Origin of the sequence: Streptomyces sp. NRRL B-1140, from assembly GCF_001280065.1 — a bacterium.
In the GTDB taxonomy this organism is placed as follows: domain Bacteria; phylum Actinomycetota; class Actinomycetes; order Streptomycetales; family Streptomycetaceae; genus Streptomyces.
In genome coordinates this window covers 206,674-223,585 of sequence record NZ_LGEA01000148.1, presented here as the reverse complement: position 1 = coordinate 223,585, position 16,912 = coordinate 206,674, and the positions used below count along the sequence as shown (strand labels likewise).

General features: G+C 70.4%; 11 protein-coding genes and 1 tRNA gene. 5 read left to right on the top strand and 7 right to left on the bottom strand.

What is annotated here, in order from left to right:
* Positions 1–57: 57 nt before the first annotated feature.
* Entirely contained in the window at positions 58–1,146 is a 1,089-nt protein-coding gene (locus tag ADK65_RS34255) for a sugar phosphate isomerase/epimerase family protein (RefSeq protein ID WP_053675117.1), read from the top strand.
* 84 nt (positions 1,147–1,230) lie between these two features.
* On the opposite strand, the gene ADK65_RS34250 is transcribed toward ADK65_RS34255, so the two are convergent.
* The 5 genes from ADK65_RS34250 to ADK65_RS34230 all read right to left on the bottom strand — a co-directional run bounded on the left by ADK65_RS34250 (position 1,231) and on the right by ADK65_RS34230 (position 9,217).
* The gene (locus tag ADK65_RS34250; protein WP_053675114.1) at positions 1,231–2,622 is read right to left on the bottom strand and encodes an OFA family MFS transporter; all 1,392 of its coding nucleotides are present in this window, start codon (positions 2,620–2,622) and stop codon (positions 1,231–1,233) included.
* Position 2,623: 1 nt separating this feature from the next.
* Positions 2,624–4,012 (bottom strand): OFA family MFS transporter, encoded by a 1,389-nt coding sequence (locus ADK65_RS34245; protein WP_053675112.1) that lies wholly within the window; start codon positions 4,010–4,012, stop codon positions 2,624–2,626.
* Positions 4,013–4,133: 121 nt separating this feature from the next.
* A complete protein-coding gene (locus tag ADK65_RS34240) occupies positions 4,134–6,278 on the bottom strand; it encodes an acetate--CoA ligase family protein (RefSeq protein ID WP_053675219.1) in 2,145 nt (714 codons plus the stop codon).
* A gap of 4 nt (positions 6,279–6,282) precedes the next feature.
* The gene (gene frc, locus ADK65_RS34235) at positions 6,283–7,524 is read right to left on the bottom strand and encodes a formyl-CoA transferase (protein ID WP_053675111.1); all 1,242 of its coding nucleotides are present in this window, start codon (positions 7,522–7,524) and stop codon (positions 6,283–6,285) included.
* Positions 7,525–7,534: 10 nt separating this feature from the next.
* Positions 7,535–9,217: a thiamine pyrophosphate-binding protein gene (locus tag ADK65_RS34230; protein ID WP_053675109.1), complete on the bottom strand. Its 1,683-nt coding sequence runs from the start codon at positions 9,215–9,217 to the stop codon at positions 7,535–7,537.
* A 142-nt stretch (positions 9,218–9,359) separates the two neighbouring features.
* On the opposite strand from ADK65_RS34230, the gene sucC reads away from it, so the two are divergent.
* From sucC to ADK65_RS34215, 3 genes are all read left to right on the top strand, one after another.
* On the top strand, positions 9,360–10,490 hold the full coding sequence (gene sucC, locus ADK65_RS34225; RefSeq protein ID WP_053675107.1) for an ADP-forming succinate--CoA ligase subunit beta: 1,131 nt from the start codon (positions 9,360–9,362) through the stop codon (positions 10,488–10,490).
* Between the two features lie 14 nt (positions 10,491–10,504).
* Positions 10,505–11,419 (top strand): succinate--CoA ligase subunit alpha, encoded by a 915-nt coding sequence (gene sucD / locus ADK65_RS34220; protein WP_053675106.1) that lies wholly within the window; start codon positions 10,505–10,507, stop codon positions 11,417–11,419.
* Between the two features lie 251 nt (positions 11,420–11,670).
* Positions 11,671–13,212, top strand: a complete 1,542-nt coding sequence (locus tag ADK65_RS34215) for an aldehyde dehydrogenase family protein (protein ID WP_053675104.1) — start codon at positions 11,671–11,673, stop codon at positions 13,210–13,212.
* Positions 13,213–13,358: 146 nt separating this feature from the next.
* Here ADK65_RS34215 and ADK65_RS34210 read toward each other — a convergent pair whose 3' ends face one another.
* Positions 13,359–14,690, bottom strand: a complete 1,332-nt coding sequence (locus ADK65_RS34210) for a DUF2254 domain-containing protein (RefSeq protein ID WP_053675102.1) — start codon at positions 14,688–14,690, stop codon at positions 13,359–13,361.
* A gap of 142 nt (positions 14,691–14,832) precedes the next feature.
* Here ADK65_RS34210 and ADK65_RS34205 point away from each other — a divergent pair.
* Positions 14,833–14,917 (top strand) — tRNA-Leu (locus ADK65_RS34205).
* A gap of 72 nt (positions 14,918–14,989) precedes the next feature.
* On the opposite strand, the gene ADK65_RS34200 is transcribed toward ADK65_RS34205, so the two are convergent.
* Complete coding sequence (locus tag ADK65_RS34200) at positions 14,990–16,711, bottom strand: sigma-54-dependent Fis family transcriptional regulator (RefSeq protein ID WP_053675216.1); 1,722 nt, start codon at positions 16,709–16,711, stop codon at positions 14,990–14,992.
* Positions 16,712–16,912 lie beyond the last annotated feature (201 nt).

Here is a 16,912-nt window from a genome sequence, read left to right as displayed (position 1 = left end):
CTCACAAGTGAAGCACTCACCACCGACAACGCCCCGCGATCACGAGGAGTTCCCCGCATGAGCCGCTTCTCCCAGCCCGACCCCGAACTCGGCCACCGCCTCAGCAGACGAGGCATGCTCGGCGTGGCCGCAGGTGCCACCGCGGCCGCCCTGCTCGGCGCCGCGGCCCCGGCGAACGCAGCCAACGGCGACGCGACCGCCGTCGGCAACGCGACCGCCACCGGCGACGCCACGCCCGCCACCGCCTCCGGCGCCAAGGGCCGCGGCCGCCCCGTCCTGCCGCCGGGTCGCCTGGGCATACAGCTCTACAGCCTGCGCGACAAGGTCTCCACCCTCGGCTTCGGTCCCGTCTTCGCCGAGCTGGAGCGGTACGGCTACGACGAGGTCGAGTTCGCCGGCTACACCCAGGGCTCCGCGGGCCCCATCACACTCGCCCAGCTCAAGCGGCTGGCCCGCGACCACGGCCTGAACCCGATCGGCAGCCACGTCGGCTACTACTCCAGCGACCCGAACGCCTACACCTTCGCCCAGAACCTCACCAGGGTCCTCGACGACGCCCAGGCCCTCGGCCTGAAGCACATCGGCACGGCGGCCGGTCCGTTCCGCTACGGCTCGACCGTCGACGCCTGGAAGCGCGCCGCCGAGGACTTCAACACCTACGGGGCGGCGGCCAGGGCCCGGGGCATGAAGTTCTACCAGCACAATCATTCCGAGGAGTTCTCCTTCGCCACCGACAACCCCAAGGTCCGCCTCTACGACGTCCTGCTCAAGGAGACCGACCCGAACCTGGTCTTCCTGGAGATGGACATCTACTGGGCGTACGTCGGCCAGTTCCGCTTCTCCAAGCGGCCCGACGGCACGTCCGCCCCGTTCGAGCCGCTGAACTACGTGCTGCGGCAGCCCGACCGCTACCCGCTCTTCCACGTGAAGGACGGCGAGAGCGACCCGTCCAACCCGTACGGCTACCGCATGACCGACGTCGGCGACGGGGACATCGACTACCAGCGGTTCATCTCCGCCGTGACCCGGCTGCGCGGCCACCGCATGGCCCACCACTGGCAGGCCGAGCACGACAACCCGGCCGAGTCCTTCACCTTCGCCCGCCGCTCCAGCGCGCACCTGCACTCCCTGAGGGAGAAGTGCTGACCGTTGTCCGGACATGAGGAGGCCCCTCCCCGAACGGGGAGGGGCCTCCTCATGGTGCCGCGGCCATCAGCCCGCCGTCGGCCGTCAGCCCGCGGTCCGTGCCCGAGCCGGTGCGTGACCCGGCCGGCGCAGCAGCAGGGCCACCAGCGCGGCGAGCATCGACACGCCCCCGGCGAGCGCGTACGCGCCGTTGTAGCCCCAGGCCGCGACCACCATCGAGCCCAGTCCGCCGCCGAACAGTCCGCTGATCAGTTTGCCGCTGTAGACCAGCCCGTAGTTGGTGGCGTTGTAGTTCTCCCCGAAGTAGTCCGGGGTGAGCGCCGCGAACAGCGGGTAGAACGCGCCGCCGCCGAAGCCGGACAGGAAAGCGAAGAACAGGAACAGCCACTCGCTCTTCAGGTCGCCCGCCCAGATCACGCCGAACTGGGCGAGGCCCAGCACGACGATGACGAACACCAGGGTGGACTTGCGGCCCCACCGGTCGGACAGCCAGCCCACCACACCACGGCCGATCCCGTTGACCACCGCCATCACGCCCATCGACGACGCCGCCACCAGCGGGCCGAAGCCCACGTCCTTGGCGAAGTCGACCTGGAACGAGATCCCGAAGATCGACACTCCGGCTGTCATCACCACCGAGAGCCACATCAGCGGCAGCATGCCCGTGCGGATGGCCTCCTTCGGGGTGTACTGCCGTACCGCCGGCGGGTTCTTGGCCAGGCTCGCCGCGTTCTTCCGGTCCCCGGAGAAGGACAGCGGGTCGATCTCCGCGGGCCACCAGTTCTTCGGCGGGTCCTTGAAGAAGAACGCGCAGGCCACGACCACGACCATGACGTAAGCGCCGATGAGGTCCAGGACGCGGTGGTAGTTCGCCGTGTCGAAGCCGTAGTTGAAGATGAAGATGAACGGCAGTGACCCGTACGCGAACCCTCCGTTGACGAACCCTGTGCGGGCGCCGCGCCGCTCCGGGAACCACTTGCCGACCATGTTGATGCAGGTGGCGTAGACGAGCCCGGCGCCGGTCCCGCCGACCACGCCGAAGCCGAGGATCGCCGGCAGCACGTTGTCGAGGTGCGACAGGGCCAGGAACCCCAGCAGGCACAGGCCCGACCCGATGTACATGGCCGAGCGGGCCGACAGATGGCCCTTCTCCCGCAGCCAGCCCGCCGGGAAGGCGATGCCGGCCTGGAAGAACACCCAGACGCTGAGGATCCAGAAAGTGTTGCTCTGCGTCCAGCCGTGCGCGTGGGACAGGGTGTCCTCCGCGGAGCCGTACGCGTACTCGAAGACGCTGATGGCCATCATGGCGATCCACGGCAGATACACCATGATCTTGCGGGAGTGGCCGAGGATGTCCCGGTCGGTCTCGCCGACGCGGTAAACACGGCCATGAGGGTCGGTCACCTCGCGGTAGGGACGGTGTGCGGCGCCGGAGGGTAAGGAGGCGGTGCGTGCTTCGTACGGATCTGCCGTCATGTCAGGCTGTGTCCTCGCCGAGCGGTTGCGGGTTGGGGGAGATGCGGCGCGTTTCCTTGTCGCGTCCCGGCGGGGTGAGGAACAGCGCCACGCAGCCGGCGAAGAGGGAGATGGAGCCGGCCAGGATGAAGGCACCGGAGTGCCCCCAGGCGCCGACGACCACCGCGCCCATGCCGGCGCCCAGGCCGGAGACGAGCTTGGCGCTGTAGACCATGCCGTAGTTGGAGGCGTTGTTGTTCTCACCGAAGTAGTCGGCGGTGAGCGCGGCGAACATCGGGAAGATGGCGCCGCCGCCGAAGCCGGAGACAGCGGAGAAGATCAGGAACAGGGCCAGGTTCTCGCTTTCGGCCGACCAGAGGATGCCGTACTGGGCGAGGCCCAGGATGAGGCACACCACGAGCAGGCACCGCTTGCGGCCGTAGAGGTCCGACAGCCAGCCAATGACGCCGCGGCCGGTGCCGTTGACGACGGCTTTCAGGGACATGGCCGTGGCCACGATCCCGCCGGCGAAGCCGGCCTCCTCGCCGATGTCCACCTGGAAGGCGATCCCGAAGATGTTCACGCCGGACGTACACGCAAGGCAGAACCACATCAGGGCGACCCGGCCGGTCTTCCACGCCTCCTTGGGGGAGTACTGGCGCACCGCCGGCGGGTTCATCCGCATCGAGCGGGCCGCGCGCGGGTCGTCCGGCGGGTTCAGCGGGTCGATCGTGGAGGGCCACCAGTTCTTCGGCGGGTCCTTGAAGAAGTAGCCGGAGAAGGCGACCATCCCGGCCAGGAACAGACCCACCGAGACCAGCACCCAGCGGAAGTTGGTGAGGTCCATGTAGCCGTTGAAGAGGAACACGAAGGGAACCGAGCCGTAGGCGAAACCGCCGTTGACGAAGCCGGTCTTGCCGCCCTTGCGCTCGGGGTACCACTTGCCGACCATGTTGACGCAGGTGGCGTACACCATGCCCGCGCCCATGCCGCTGAACATGCTGAAGCCGATGTAGGCGAAGACCACGTGCGGCGCGAAGGCGAGGGACAGGTAGCCCAGCAAGGTGCCCGTCGCGCCGAGCATCATGGCCCAGCGGGCCGGCAGTTTTCCGCTCTCACGCAGTTTCCCCGCGGGGAAGGCCACCGCGGCCTGGAAGAAGACCCAGACGGTCATCATCCAGAAGATGTGCATGCTGTTCCAGCTGTGCGCCGTGTGCAGGGTGTCCTCGGCGGACGCGAACGCGTACTCGGCGGAGGAGATGCCCATCATGCCGATCCAGGGCAGGATCACCATCCACTTGCGCTTGCGGCCCATGATGTCGATGTCGGTCTCACCGAGGCGGTAGACGCGGCCGTTCGCGTCGGTGACCTCCCGGTAGGGAACCGTGGTGGGCAGATCGGTCGTTGTCATGTCGTGTCGCACCCCTTGCGTCGAAAGATCTGGCCAGCGCCCCCTGTCCCATTCCTTTCGTGCGCGTGCGGGTCCCGGGGCCGGCCGACGCGCACCGTCGGCCGGCCCCCGCTCACTCACCTCATGTACCGCCCCCCAGCCGTCCCGCCTCCCGCGCCCAGCGGTACTTCGCGCCGAGTACGGCCACCGGCTTCTCGGTCGTGTACGGGTACGCCACGACCCCGCGCTCGAAGAGGTACTGGCAGGCCTCCTCGACCTCCACGTCCCCCGCGAGCGACGCCACCACGGGCTTCTCGATCCCGCGCTCCCGGAACTCGGCCACCACGCGCGCGGTGAGTTCGGCGAAGACCATGGGAGGAGTGACGATGGTGTGCCAGTAGCCGAGGACCAGCGCGTGGATACGCGGATCCTCCAGACCCAGCCGGATCGTCGCCTCGTACGTCGACGGCGGCTCGCCCCCGGTGATGTCCACCGGGTTGCCCGCGGCCCCGAAAGGCGGGATGAACTTCCGGAACGCCTCGTCCAGGTCCGGCGGGATCTCCATCAACGACAGGCCGTTGTCCGTCACGGCGTCGGAGAGCAGCACACCGCTGCCGCCGGCGCCCGTGATGATGACGACGTTGTCGCCCTTGGGGGCGGGAAGCACCGGCAACGCGCGCGCGTACTCCAGCATGTCGTTCAGCCCCGGCGCGCGGATCACCCCGGCCTGCCGCAGGATGTCGTCGTAGACGGCGTCGTCACCGGCGAGGGCGCCGGTGTGCGAACCGGCCGCCTTGGCACCGGCCGCGGTTCGCCCGGCCTTCAGTACGACCACCGGCTTCTTCGGCACGGTGGCCCGCGCGGCCTCCACGAACGCCCGGCCGTCCTTGAGGTCCTCCAGGTGCATCGCGATGCAGTCGGTGTGCGGGTCCTCGCCGAACCAGGTCAGCAGGTCGTCCTCGTCGAGGTCCGACTTGTTGCCCAGCCCGACGATCGCCGACACGCCCGTCTTGGTGGTGCGCGCGAAGCCCAGGATGGCCATCCCGATACCGCCCGACTGCGAGGTCAGCGCCACCCCGCCCTTGACGTCGTAGGGCGTGCAGAACGTGGCGCACAGGTCCTGCCAGGTCGAGTAGTAGCCGTAGATGTTCGGCCCCAGCAGCCGGACGCCGTGCCGCTCGGCGATCGCCACGATCTCCCCCTGGAGTTCGTGCTCGCCGGTCTCCGCGAACCCGGAGGGGATCAGCACGGCGTTCGGGATCTTCTTGCGTCCCACTTCCTCGAGGGCCGAGGCCACGAACTTGGCGGGGATCGCGAAGACCGCCACATCCACCTCACCGGGAACGTCCGTGACACTCTTGTACGCCTTGCGGCCCAGAATGTCATCGGCCTTGGGGTTCACCGGGTGGATCTCGCCCGCGAAGCCCCCGTCCACGAGGTTGCGCATCACCGAATTGCCGATCTTGCCCTGCTCGTTGGAGGCGCCGATCACGGCGACCGAACGGGGCTGCATCAGCCGGCGCATCGAGGTGAGGATCTCGTCGCGCGAGTACTTCCGGCGGGGCGCGGGCTGCGACTCGGCGAGGATCACCCGGATGTCGGCCGCGACGGCCCCCTCCGGCGTCGCGATCACCGGATTGAGGTCCACCTCGGCGATCTCGGGGAAGTCCGCGACGAGTTGCGACACCCTGCGGATCTGCTCGGCGACGGCCCACCGGTCCACACCCGCCTGGCCCCGCACCCCGCGAAGGATCTCCGCCGACCGGATCGAGTCCAGCATGGACAGCGCCTCGTCGGCGGTCACCGGCGCCAGCCGGAACGTGACGTCCTTGAGCACCTCGACGAGCACTCCGCCGAGCCCGAAGGCGACCACCTTCCCGAACGTCGGGTCCGTGACGGCGCCGACGATGACCTCCTGCCCCTTCGGCAGCAGCTCCTGCACCTGCACGCCCGAGATACGGGCGTCGGCGTCGTAGGCACGCGCGTTGTCGATGATCGTGTGGAACGCGGCCCGTACGTCGGCCGCACCCTCGACCCCGATGATCACCCCGCCGGCGTCGGTCTTGTGCAGGATGTCAGGCGAGACGATCTTCATCACGACGGGCCCGCCGAAGCGCGCCGCGAACGCCACGGCCTCGTCGACGTCCGTCGCCAGTTCCTCGCCCGGTACGGCGATCCCGTACGCGTCGGCGATCACCTTGCCCTCGGGCGCGGTCAGCGCGGTCCGCCCCTCGGCCCGCACGGACTCCAGGAGGGACCGCACCCGCAGGACCCGGTCTTCCGCCATCACGTCAGATCACCCCGTTCGACTTGAGCAGGCGCACTTCCTCGTCACCGAGGCCGAGTTCGCCGACGTAGACCTCTTCGTTGTGCTCGCCGAGCAGGGGTGAACTGGTCACGTCCACAGGGGAGTCGGACAGCTTGAGCGGGCTGCCGACGGTCACGAAGTCGCCGCGCTCGGGGTGCGGGACGGTGACGACCATCTCGTTGGCGACCAGCGAACGGTCCTCGATGATCTCCCGGGTGGACAGGATCGGCCCGCACGGGATGTTGTGCGCGTTGAGCCGCTCCAGCACCTCCCACTTGGGCAGCGTCGAGGACCACTCCTCGATCAACTGGAACATCTTCCCCAGCTTGGGCAGCCGCGCCTCGGGCGTCGCCCACTCGGGGTCGTCGGCCAGCTCGGGCCGGCCGATGAGCTCGCTGATCGGCTGCCAGCCGACGGGCTGCACGATGACGTACACGTAGTCGTTCGGGCCGCCCGGCGCGCACTTGACCGCCCAGCCGGGCTGCCCGCCGCCGGACGCGTTCCCGGACCTGGGAACCTCGTCGCCGAAGTCCTCGTTGGGATATTCAGCGAGCGCCCCGTGTGCCAGACGCTGCTGATCCCGCAGCTTCACCCGGCACAGGTTGAGTACAGCGTGCTGCATGGCCACGTTGACCCGCTGCCCGCGCCCGGTGCGCTCCCGTTGGAAGAGCGCGGCGAGGATGCCCGCCACGGCGTGCACACCCGTCCCCGAGTCCCCGATCTGGGCCCCCGTCGCCAGCGGCGGTCCGTCCTCGAAACCGGTGGTCGACATCGACCCGCCCATGGCCTGCGCGACGACCTCGTACGCCTTGAAATTGGTGTACGGGCCCTCGCCGAACCCCTTGATGGAGGCATAGACGATCCGTGGATTGATCTCCTGGATGCGGTCCCAGGTGAAGCCCATCCGGTCCACCGCGCCCGGGCCGAAGTTCTCGACCATGACGTCGGAGCGCCGGATCAGCTCGGTGAGGATCTCCTTGCCGCGCTCGGTCTTGGTGTTGAGGGTGATGCTCCGCTTGTTGCAGTTGAGCATCGTGAAGTAGAGGGAGTCGACGTCCGGCAGATCACGCAGCTGCTTGCGCGTGATGTCACCGGTCGGAGCCTCCAGCTTGACGACGTCCGCGCCGAGCCAGGCGAGCAGCTGGGTCGCCGACGGCCCGGACTGGACGTGGGTCATGTCCAGGACGCGGATGCCTTCGAGGGCTTTGGCGGAGGTAGCGGTCATCGCGGGCACCTCACTTGTACATGGTCTGGTTCATGGTTCCGGGGGCGTACGCGTCGGGGTCGACCCAGACGTTGATGAGCGACGGCTTGCCGGACTCGCGGGCGCGCAGCAGGGCCGGGCCGATGTCGGCGGGGTCGCGGACCTCCTCGCCGTGGCCGCCGAGCATGCGGGCGAACTCGTCGTAGCGGACGTCGCCCAGGGTGTTGCCGATCCGCTCACGGTCCTTGCCGTACTTGGCGGCCTGGCCGTAGCGGATCTGGTTCATGGAGGAGTTGTTGCCGACGATGCCGACGAACGGGAGGTTGTAGCGGACGAGGGTTTCGAAGTCCCAGCCGGTGAGGGAGAACGCGCCGTCACCGAAGAGCGCGACGACCTCCTTGTCGGGCCGTGCCTGCTTGGCCGCGAGCACGAAGGGGACGCCGACGCCGAGCGTGCCGAGGGGACCCGGGTCCATCCAGTGCCCGGGCGACTTGGGCTGCACGACCTGGCCGGAGAAGGTGACGATGTCGCCGCCGTCGCCGATGTAGATGGAGTCCTCGGTGAGGAAGTCGTTGATCTCGCTGACCAGGCGGTAGGGGTGGATGGGTGAGGCGTCCGACTTCAGGTTGGGCAGCCGCTTCTGCAGAGCGGTCTGCTCGGCCGCGCGCAGCTCGTCCAGCCACTCCTTGCGCCTGGACGCGCCGCCGTTGATGCGTCCGGAGGCAGCCTCGGTGACCGACCTCAGTACCAGCCCGGCGTCTCCCACGATGCCGAGGTCGATGTCGCGGTTCTTGCCGACCGTGCGGTAGTCGAGGTCGATCTGCACGACGGTCGCGTCCGGGGACAGCCGCTTGCCGTAACCCATGCGGAAGTCGAAGGGCGTGCCGACGACGACGATGACGTCGGCGTTGGAGAACGCGTAGCGCCGCGAGAGCTGGAAGTGGTGCGGGTCGCCGGGCGGGAGGGTGCCGCGTCCCGCGCCGTTCATGTAGGCCGGGATGTTGAGGGCCCTGACGAGCTCCACGGCCGCTTCGGTGCCCCGGGTCGTCCAGACCTGGCTGCCGAGCAGGACGGCCGGCTTCTCGGCGTGCACCAGCAGGTCGGCGAGCTTCTCGATGGCCTCGGGATCACCGGCCGAGCGGGTCGAGGCGCGGTAGGAGCCTTCCTGCGGCACGCGTGCCTTGGCGGCGGGGACCTTGGCGTCCAGCACGTCGCGCGGAATCTCGAGGAAGGAGGGGCCGGGCGCGCCGTGGAAGCACTCGCGGAACGCCATGGACACCATGTCCGCCGCGCGCGCCGTGTCGGGCACGGTCGCCGCGAACTTGGTGATGGGGTTCATCATGTCGACGTGCGGCAGGTCCTGCAGGGACCCCATTTTGTGCTGTGAGAGCGCCCCCTGACCGCCGATCAGCAGCATCGGGGACTCCGCGCGGAAGGCGTTGGCGACACCGGTGACGGCGTCGGTCGTCCCCGGGCCGGCGGTCACCACCGCGCAGCCGGGCTTGCCGGTGATGCGGGCGTAGCCGTCGGCGGCGTGGGCGGCGACCTGCTCGTGGCGTACGTCGACGACCTCGATGCCCTCGTCGACGCAGCCGTCGTAGATGTCGATGATGTGGCCGCCGCACAGCGTGTAGATGCGGTCGACCCCCTCGGCCTTCAGTGCCTTGGCTACGAGATGACCACCGGAGATCAAGTCCTGGGTGTCGTCGGGCATGGCGAAGTCCTGTCCCTTCGTAGGGGGTTGGAGCGGCTCGCAGTACATTGCATACAGTCGACGAATACTGTATGAAGCTTGTTATCCCGCATCCGGTGGGTGGTGTCCAGGGGGCGTGCGGCATTTTCAGTCAGGAGCCGAAATGGACCTGTACGAACACCAGGCAAGAGAACTCTTCGCGGAACACGGCATCCTGGTGCCGAGGGCCGAGGTGACCGACTCGCCCAAGAAGGCCCGCGAGATCGCACGCCGACTCGGCGGTCGGGTCGTGGTGAAAGCCCAGGTCAAGACCGGTGGCCGGGGCAAGGCCGGCGGTGTGCGGCTCGCCGCCGGCCCGGCCGACGCCGAGCTGACCGCACGCCAGATCCTCGGCATGGACATCAAGGGACACACGGTCGGCAGGGTCATGCTGGCCCAACCGGTGGACATAGAGACCGAGTTCTACGTGTCCTACGTTCTCGACCGCGCGGCGGGCCGCTTCCTCGCGATCGCCTCCGCGGAGGGCGGCACGGAGATCGAGGAGGTCGCCGCCACCCGTCCCGAGGCCGTGGCCCGTGTTCCCGTCGACCCGGCCGAGGGAGTCACCACCGCGAAGGCGGGGGAGATCGCCGAGGCGGCCGGACTGCCGCAGCAGACCGTGGACGTCCTCGTACGCCTTTGGGAGGTCCTGGTCCGTGAGGACGCCCTCCTCGTCGAGGTCAACCCGCTCGTCCGCACGAAGGAGGGCCGGATTCTCGCCCTTGACGGCAAGGTCACCCTTGACGACAACGCCCGCTTCCGGCAGGCACGCTGGGGCGCGGACGACGCGGAACACGACGACGCACTGGAGGCGACCGCCGCGGCGAAGGGCCTCAACTACGTCAAGCTGGACGGCGAGGTCGGCATCATCGGCAACGGCGCCGGTCTCGTCATGTCGACGCTGGACGTGGTCGCGGGATGCGGCGCGCGACCTGCCAACTTCCTCGACATCGGGGGCGGAGCAAGCGCCCGGACCATGGCGGACGGCTTGTCGGTCATCCTCTCCGACCCGGACGTGAAATCCGTCTTCGTCAACGTCTTCGGCGGGATCACGGCCTGCGACGCAGTCGCCGACGGCATCGTGCAGGCCCTGGAATCCGTGCGCCTGACCAAACCGCTGGTCGTCCGCCTGGACGGCAACAACGCGGCACGGGGCCGGGCCATCCTCGACGAGCACGCGCATCCGCTGGTCCAGCAGGTCACCACCATGGACGGCGCCGCCGCCCGTGCCGCCGAACTCGCCACCACGGCCTGAGGAGAGGGAACGCCATGGCCATCTACCTCACCAAGGAGAGCAAGGTCCTCGTCCAGGGCATGACCGGTGGCGAGGGCATGAAGCACACCCGGCGCATGCTCGCGGCCGGCACGAACGTCGTCGGCGGCGTCAACCCGCGCAAGGCCGGCCGCACCGTCGACTTCGACGTCCCCCAGTGCCTGAACGGCCTGGGAGGTGCCCCCAGTTCCGTGCCGGTCTTCGGCTCCGTCGCCGACGGCATGCGCTCCACCGGAGCCGACGTCACCGTCGTCTTCGTCCCGCCCGCCTTCGCCAGGGCCGCCGTGGTCGAGGCCGCCGACGCCGGCATCGGCCTCGCCGTCGTCATCACCGAGGGCATCCCCGTCCACGACTCCGTCGCCTTCACCGCGTACGCCGAGGACAAGGGCACCCGCGTCGTCGGCCCCAACTGCCCGGGCCTCATCACCCCCGGCCAGTCCAACGCGGGCATCATCCCGGCCGACATCACCAAGCCGGGCCGCATCGGACTGGTCTCCAAGTCGGGCACGCTGACCTACCAGCTCATGTACGAGCTGCGCGACATCGGCTTCTCCAGCTGCGTCGGCATCGGCGGCGACCCCGTGGTCGGCACCACACACATCGACTGCCTCGCCGCCTTCCAGGACGATCCCGACACCGAACTGATCGTCCTCATCGGCGAGATCGGGGGCGACGCGGAGGAACGCGCGGCGGCGTACATCCGCGAGCACGTCACCAAGCCGGTCGTCGGCTACATCGCCGGATTCACGGCGCCCGAGGGCAAGACCATGGGCCACGCGGGCGCGATCGTGTCCGGTTCCTCCGGCACGGCCGCCGCGAAGAAGGAGGCCCTGGAGGCGGTCGGGGTGAGCGTGGGCAGCACACCGACCGAGACGGCGAGGCTGGTGCTCGCCCGACTCGAAGGGCGCTAGCCAAACCACCGGCGTGCTTGCGCTGCGCGCCGGACGGCGGCTCGTCATCCGGCCCGTCGCGGTCCATGCGCGTAACGCGTGGGACGGCCCGTCGTGTGGGCCGTCGCGGCCCATGCGCACAACGCGTGGGAGGGCCGTCATCCGGACCGTCGCGATACCTGCGCGCACGACGCGCCGCGGCCCGTCAGCAGGCAGCAGACCCTCAACACCCCTCCCCGCCCCCGACTGTGCACCGAGAGCGGAGCAGCCCCATGGATCCCACCCTCACCCTCAAGACCGGCACCTCCTGGCCGGACGCGTGGCAGCGCTGCCTCGGCATCGCTCCCGAGGCCTTCCGCGACGACCGGGTCCTCAACCTCTGGAACGGCACCTGGCAGAAGGACGGACGGGTCCTGCCCGCCGTCAGCCCCGTCGACGGCAGCCCGATCGCAGGCCCGCCCCGCCTGGACGGGACCACCGCACACCGGGCCGTGTGCGCCGCACTCGACCAGCACCGCGCCTGGCGGCACCTCTCCCTGGCAGAGCGCCGGGCCCGGGTCGCGGCCACACTCGACGCCCTCACCGAACACCGCACACTGCTCGCGCTCCTGCTCGTCTGGGAGATCGGCAAGCCCTGGCGGCTCGCCCAGGCGGACGTCGACCGGGCCATCGACGGCGTCCGCTGGTACGTCGACGGCATCGAACCGATGCTCGCCGGCCGCTCCCCGCTGGACGGCCCGGTATCCAACATCGCCAGCTGGAACTACCCGATGAGCGTGCTCGTTCACGCATTGCTGGTCCAATCACTGGCAGGCAACGCGGTCATCGCCAAGACCCCGACCGACGGCGGTGTCGCCTGCCTGACCCTGGCCTGCGCCCTCGCCGCCCGCGAGGGAGTTCCGGTGACCCTCGTCAGCGGCAGTGGGAGCGAGCTGTCCCAGGCGCTGGTGCGGGCGCCCGAGATCGGCTGCGTCTCCTTCGTCGGCGGCCGCGACACCGGCGCCGCGGTGGCCACGGCAGTCGCCGACCTCGGCAAACCACACGTACTCGAACAGGAGGGACTCAACACCTGGGGCATCTGGAACTACTCGGACTGGGACACCTTCACCGGGGTGATCCCCAAGCTCTTCGACTACGGCAAGCAGCGCTGCACGGCGTACCCGCGCTTCGTCGTCCAGCGGCACCTGTTCGACGCGTTCCTGGCGGCGTACCTCCCGGCGGTGCGCACGCTCAGGGTCGGGCATCCGCTCGCCGTGGAGCGGCCCGACGACCCGTACCCGGAGCTGGACTTCGGGCCGGTGATCAACGCGGCCAAGGCGAAGGAGCTGCAGGACCAGGTCGCCGTGGCGATCGAACGCGGCGCCGTACCGCTGCACCGTGCCACACCCGACGACGCCCGCTTCCTGCCTGGCCAGGGCACCTCCGCCTACGTCCAGCCGGTCACCCTCCTCAATCCGCCTTCCTCCTCCCCGCTGCACCACGCGGAGCCGTTCGGCCCGGTCGACACGATCGTCCTGGTCGACACGGAGGCGGAGCTGCTGGCCGCGATGAACGCCTCCAACGGCGCGCTGGTCGCCACCCTGTCCACGGACGACCGGGCGACGTACGAGCGGCTCGCCCCGCACATCCGCGCGTTCAAGGTCGGCCACGGCACACCTCGCTCCCGGGGCGACCGCGACGAGCTGTTCGGCGGGCTCGGCGCGTCCTGGCGCGGCGCGTTCGTCGGCGGGGACCTGCTCGTGCGGGCGGTGACGCGAGGACCGCAGGGGGAGCGGCTGCCGGGAAACTTCCCGGAGTACCAGCTGCTGCCCTGACGTAGGGGGCGCGTCCGACGCCGGTTCCCCGCGGGGTTCGCGACGAAGGGGGGCCGGCGTCGGACGCCGGAGCGGTCTGACGGCAGGCAGGAGGTCGCCGCACGGGTGCGGTCCGGCGTGGCGCGGCCGGGCCTTCGAGGCGTCGCTCAGCCGATGCCCTGCCGGTCCGGGCGCAGGGCGAAGTCCCGGTCCGGCGCGGTCGCCGCGGCGAGAGCGACGGCCTGCCGGAGCAGCTCCCGATGGCGCAGCAGCGGCTCGCGGCGCTCCGGTGGCGCGAGCAGAAGCAGGTCGTCGAGACCAGCCAGCATGCGCCGGGAGACCTGCGGGTTGCCGACGGCGCACCCCCGCGCCTCGGTGAACCCGAGATCCACCAGCTCGGTCCAGCCGGGCACGGGCTGCACCAGCCGCACCGCACCGGCCCGGTCCCGGTGCAGGGCGGCGTCCAGCGGGCGCCGGCTCAGCGCGGCCAGGAACTGGACGATGCGGTCCAGCGCCTGGACGGCCGTCGTCGGATCGTTGACCGCCGGGGACAGGCCACGCAGCGCGATGTCGGACAACTGCCGCAGCCCGAAACCGAGATCCTGGTGGTAGGTCCGCTCCACGCCCACCGAGATGGCGTGGCGCAGCGCCCTGCGCGGCGGGACCGGCCCGCCGTGCACCGCCAGCACGGGCATGCCGGGCACCACGAAGTCCCCGATCCGCGGGATCAGCCGCAGCACGACCCCGTGGGTGCGCGCCACCCGCACCAGGCGCGCGATGTGCACGTCCCGCAGTACCCCGGCCCGGCCTTCGTGCGGCACCCACGCGGTCTTTGCGCCGAGGGCCGCGGTGTCCTGCCCGCTCACCGGCACGGGCATCGAGGCGACCACCCGGAACGACTCCGAGGCGATCCGCGCGATCACATGGCTGATCCGCATCAGCCGCAGGGTCGCGTTCACGTACAGCACGAAGAGCAGCAGGCTCAGAGCGACCATGCACAAGGTGAGGACCGACTGCACGAGAGGCACCGTCGTGACGGCCCGGGGATCGTCGACGGTGTCGAAACTCGTCAGGACCAGCAGGGTCAGTACGAAGGTCGAAAGGAAGACCGCGAAGGTCGCCTTGGTGATCCGGCTCCGCACGAAGAGCCGCACCACGCGCGGGGTGAACTGCCCGCTCGCCATCTGCACGGCCACCAGCGAGATGCTGAAGACCACACCGATGAAGGTCATCATCGCCGAGCCGACCGCGCTCACCACGGCCTTCGCGTCCTCGGCGAATCTCAGCAGCTCGCCGAGCGTGTCGTAGTCACGGTCCTGCCGGAGCGCGTCGACGATGGCCGTGTCGAGTGCCTCGGCCCCCAGCCAGACCACGAAGACACTCACCATCGCCGCGGTGGGGGCGAACCAGAACGTGTCGCGCAGATGCTCCCTGAGCGGCGACAGCGCACGCGGTCGACGCCCACCCGGGGATCCCTGCGTAACCATCCAGTCACTCATGGTGTGACCCTAAACGCATCGGAGCGCAAGGTCCCGGACCCCCGCCAGGCGCACGGAAACGCAGGTGAAAGGCACTCCGAAAGCTTGGTATGGTTGTCCATGTCGCCGCGGGGAACAGCCCTGGCACGGCGGCAGACACCTGGTCCGGGTGGCGGAATGGCAGACGCGCTAGCTTGAGGTGCTAGTGCCCTTTATCGGGCGTGGGGGTTCAAGTCCCCCCTCGGACACAGACCAGCTCGGGCGGGTCGAGATCTTCTCGGCCCGCCCGAGCTGTTGTGCGTCGTCCCCGTCGCCAGGGATCAGCGCCGGTACCCCCGCAGCTTGCGGTAGAGCGTCGCCCGGCCGATGCCCAGCGCCGTCGCCGTGCGAGCCTTGTTCCCCCCGTGGCGGCGCAGCGCCTCCAGGATCGCGGCCCGCTCGGCGTGCTCCATCGGGCTGAGCGGACGAGCGGCCGGTCCTTCCCGGACGGCGTCCGGGAGCTCCGTCCGGCGGACCGGCCCGGACACCCGCCGGTGCTCCGCGAGGGCCCGTACGACATGGGCCAGCTCGGTGACGTTGCCGGGCCACGGGTACTGCTCCAGCGCGTGCAGGGCGTCCAGGGTCCAGGTCAGCGGCGGCTGCCCGGGCGCGGGGCGGGGGGTGAGGGCGGGCAGGAGTTCCCGGATGTCCTCGGCGCGTTCCCGCAGCGGTGGCAGGGTCACGGTGCGGGCGGACAGCTTGTCCAGCAGACGCTGCAGGCAGGGGCCGGCGGGCGCGCCGGGTGTGTACGTGATCAGCACCCGGGCGTCCGGGCGCTGGTCGAGCAGGGTGTTGAGCGCGGCCACGCCGGGCTGTGCGAGGCGCTCGGCGTGCCGCAGCAGGAGCGGGTGCTCGCAGTGCCAGGCGTGCAGGGCCTGGTCGAGGCCGGTGTCCCGCGCCGCGTCGGCGACCTGGACGGGTCCCGGCCCGGACAGCTCCCGCGCCAGCGCGAACTTGCCCGTACCGCGCTCACCGGTGAGCAGCAGGGGCTCCCGGGAGCGGGCCAGTCGCACGGCCTGCCCGACGGCGTGCCGCCAGGGGACCGAGGAGCCGGTCAGGGCGACCGGCGGGAGTGAGGCCGAAGCCGGGGCGTCGGGCGCCGGATCGTCGAGCGGTTCCAGGGCGGCCACGATCCCGATGGTCCGGCCGTCCCGGCACACCGGGGTGACGCGCGCGGTGCACCCGGCTCCCTCCGGCAGCCGCACGAGGCTCGTGACGTCCGTATCCCGCGCACTGGCCGCCGTACGCTCCAGGGCCCCGAGCACCTCGGGCGTCAGCAACCGCTGCGCCGCCTCACTGACCAGCCGGTTGCGGCCGTCGAGTGCCGCCACGGCCCGGTCCGGCCCGTGTGCCGCCCGCACATAGGCGTCCAGCAGCACCCGTTCGTCCCGCCCGGCCCGTGCCCGCAGTTCCGTCTCGATCGCCGCGACCGCGGCCTCGGCGAAGGCCGCCTGCGGGTGAGGTGTTCCGGTTGCCCACAGCGGTGACGCGACGGTCAGGGTGCCCAGCATCTGCCCGCTCTCCGACCCGAGCACGGGGACGCTGACCGCGGACACGTCCTGCCACCGGTCGAGGAAGTGCTCGGGCCCGTGTACCTCGGCCCGGCTCCGGCTGCGCACGGCGAGCGCCGCGCTGTTGTTTCCGACCTCCTGCTCCGACAGGACGGCGCACCCGCCGAGCCCCGGTACGCTTCCCGCCGTCCACAGCACACGCAGCCGCTCGTCGGTCAGGACGAGCAGCGCCTCGCCCCCGTCCAGAGCCGGGACGATCCGGTCGAGCACCGGCCGGGCGGCGTCGAGCAGCGGCGAGTCCCCGGCGCGCGGGGGGCGGGCCACCGGTTCCGCCAAGTCGTGCGGCACGCCGAAGAACCGCGCCCGCCGCCACGCCGCGACGACCTCCTCCGGAACGCCCCGGGGCAGCGGACGGCCCGACAGGAACCGCTCGCGGGCGAGGCGCAGCGAGGGCCGGGCGGTGGCTGCGGGGGAGGGGTCTGTGGTGGTCACGGCACGGACCACCGTAGCGGGTTCGGTTGAACAGGAAACAACTGCGGGTCCTGGTTCCGCCCTGCGCGGCGGCTCCGCGGTGTTCCCTTCGGCAGCGACCCGGCGCCGGCCTTCGCTGGCCACCGGGTGTCTCGTAATGAGACACCCGCGCCCGCCCGGACCACTCCATGATCGTGCATGTTCCGCATCCTCAGTCCCCCT

Bases quoted from the DNA above. Each gene is read 5' to 3' on its own strand.
- ADK65_RS34255 (WP_053675117.1), top strand. From the start codon at position 58: ATGAGCCGCTTCTCCCAGCCCGACCCCGAACTCGGCCACCGCCTCAGC.
- ADK65_RS34250 (WP_053675114.1), bottom strand. From the start codon at position 2,622: ATGACGGCAGATCCGTACGAAGCACGCACCGCCTCCTTACCCTCCGGC.
- ADK65_RS34245 (WP_053675112.1), bottom strand. From the start codon at position 4,012: ATGACAACGACCGATCTGCCCACCACGGTTCCCTACCGGGAGGTCACC.
- ADK65_RS34240 (WP_053675219.1), bottom strand. From the start codon at position 6,278: ATGGCGGAAGACCGGGTCCTGCGGGTGCGGTCCCTCCTGGAGTCCGTG.
- frc (WP_053675111.1), bottom strand. From the start codon at position 7,524: ATGACCGCTACCTCCGCCAAAGCCCTCGAAGGCATCCGCGTCCTGGAC.
- ADK65_RS34230 (WP_053675109.1), bottom strand. From the start codon at position 9,217: ATGCCCGACGACACCCAGGACTTGATCTCCGGTGGTCATCTCGTAGCC.
- sucC (WP_053675107.1), top strand. From the start codon at position 9,360: ATGGACCTGTACGAACACCAGGCAAGAGAACTCTTCGCGGAACACGGC.
- sucD (WP_053675106.1), top strand. From the start codon at position 10,505: ATGGCCATCTACCTCACCAAGGAGAGCAAGGTCCTCGTCCAGGGCATG.
- ADK65_RS34215 (WP_053675104.1), top strand. From the start codon at position 11,671: ATGGATCCCACCCTCACCCTCAAGACCGGCACCTCCTGGCCGGACGCG.
- ADK65_RS34210 (WP_053675102.1), bottom strand. From the start codon at position 14,690: ATGAGTGACTGGATGGTTACGCAGGGATCCCCGGGTGGGCGTCGACCG.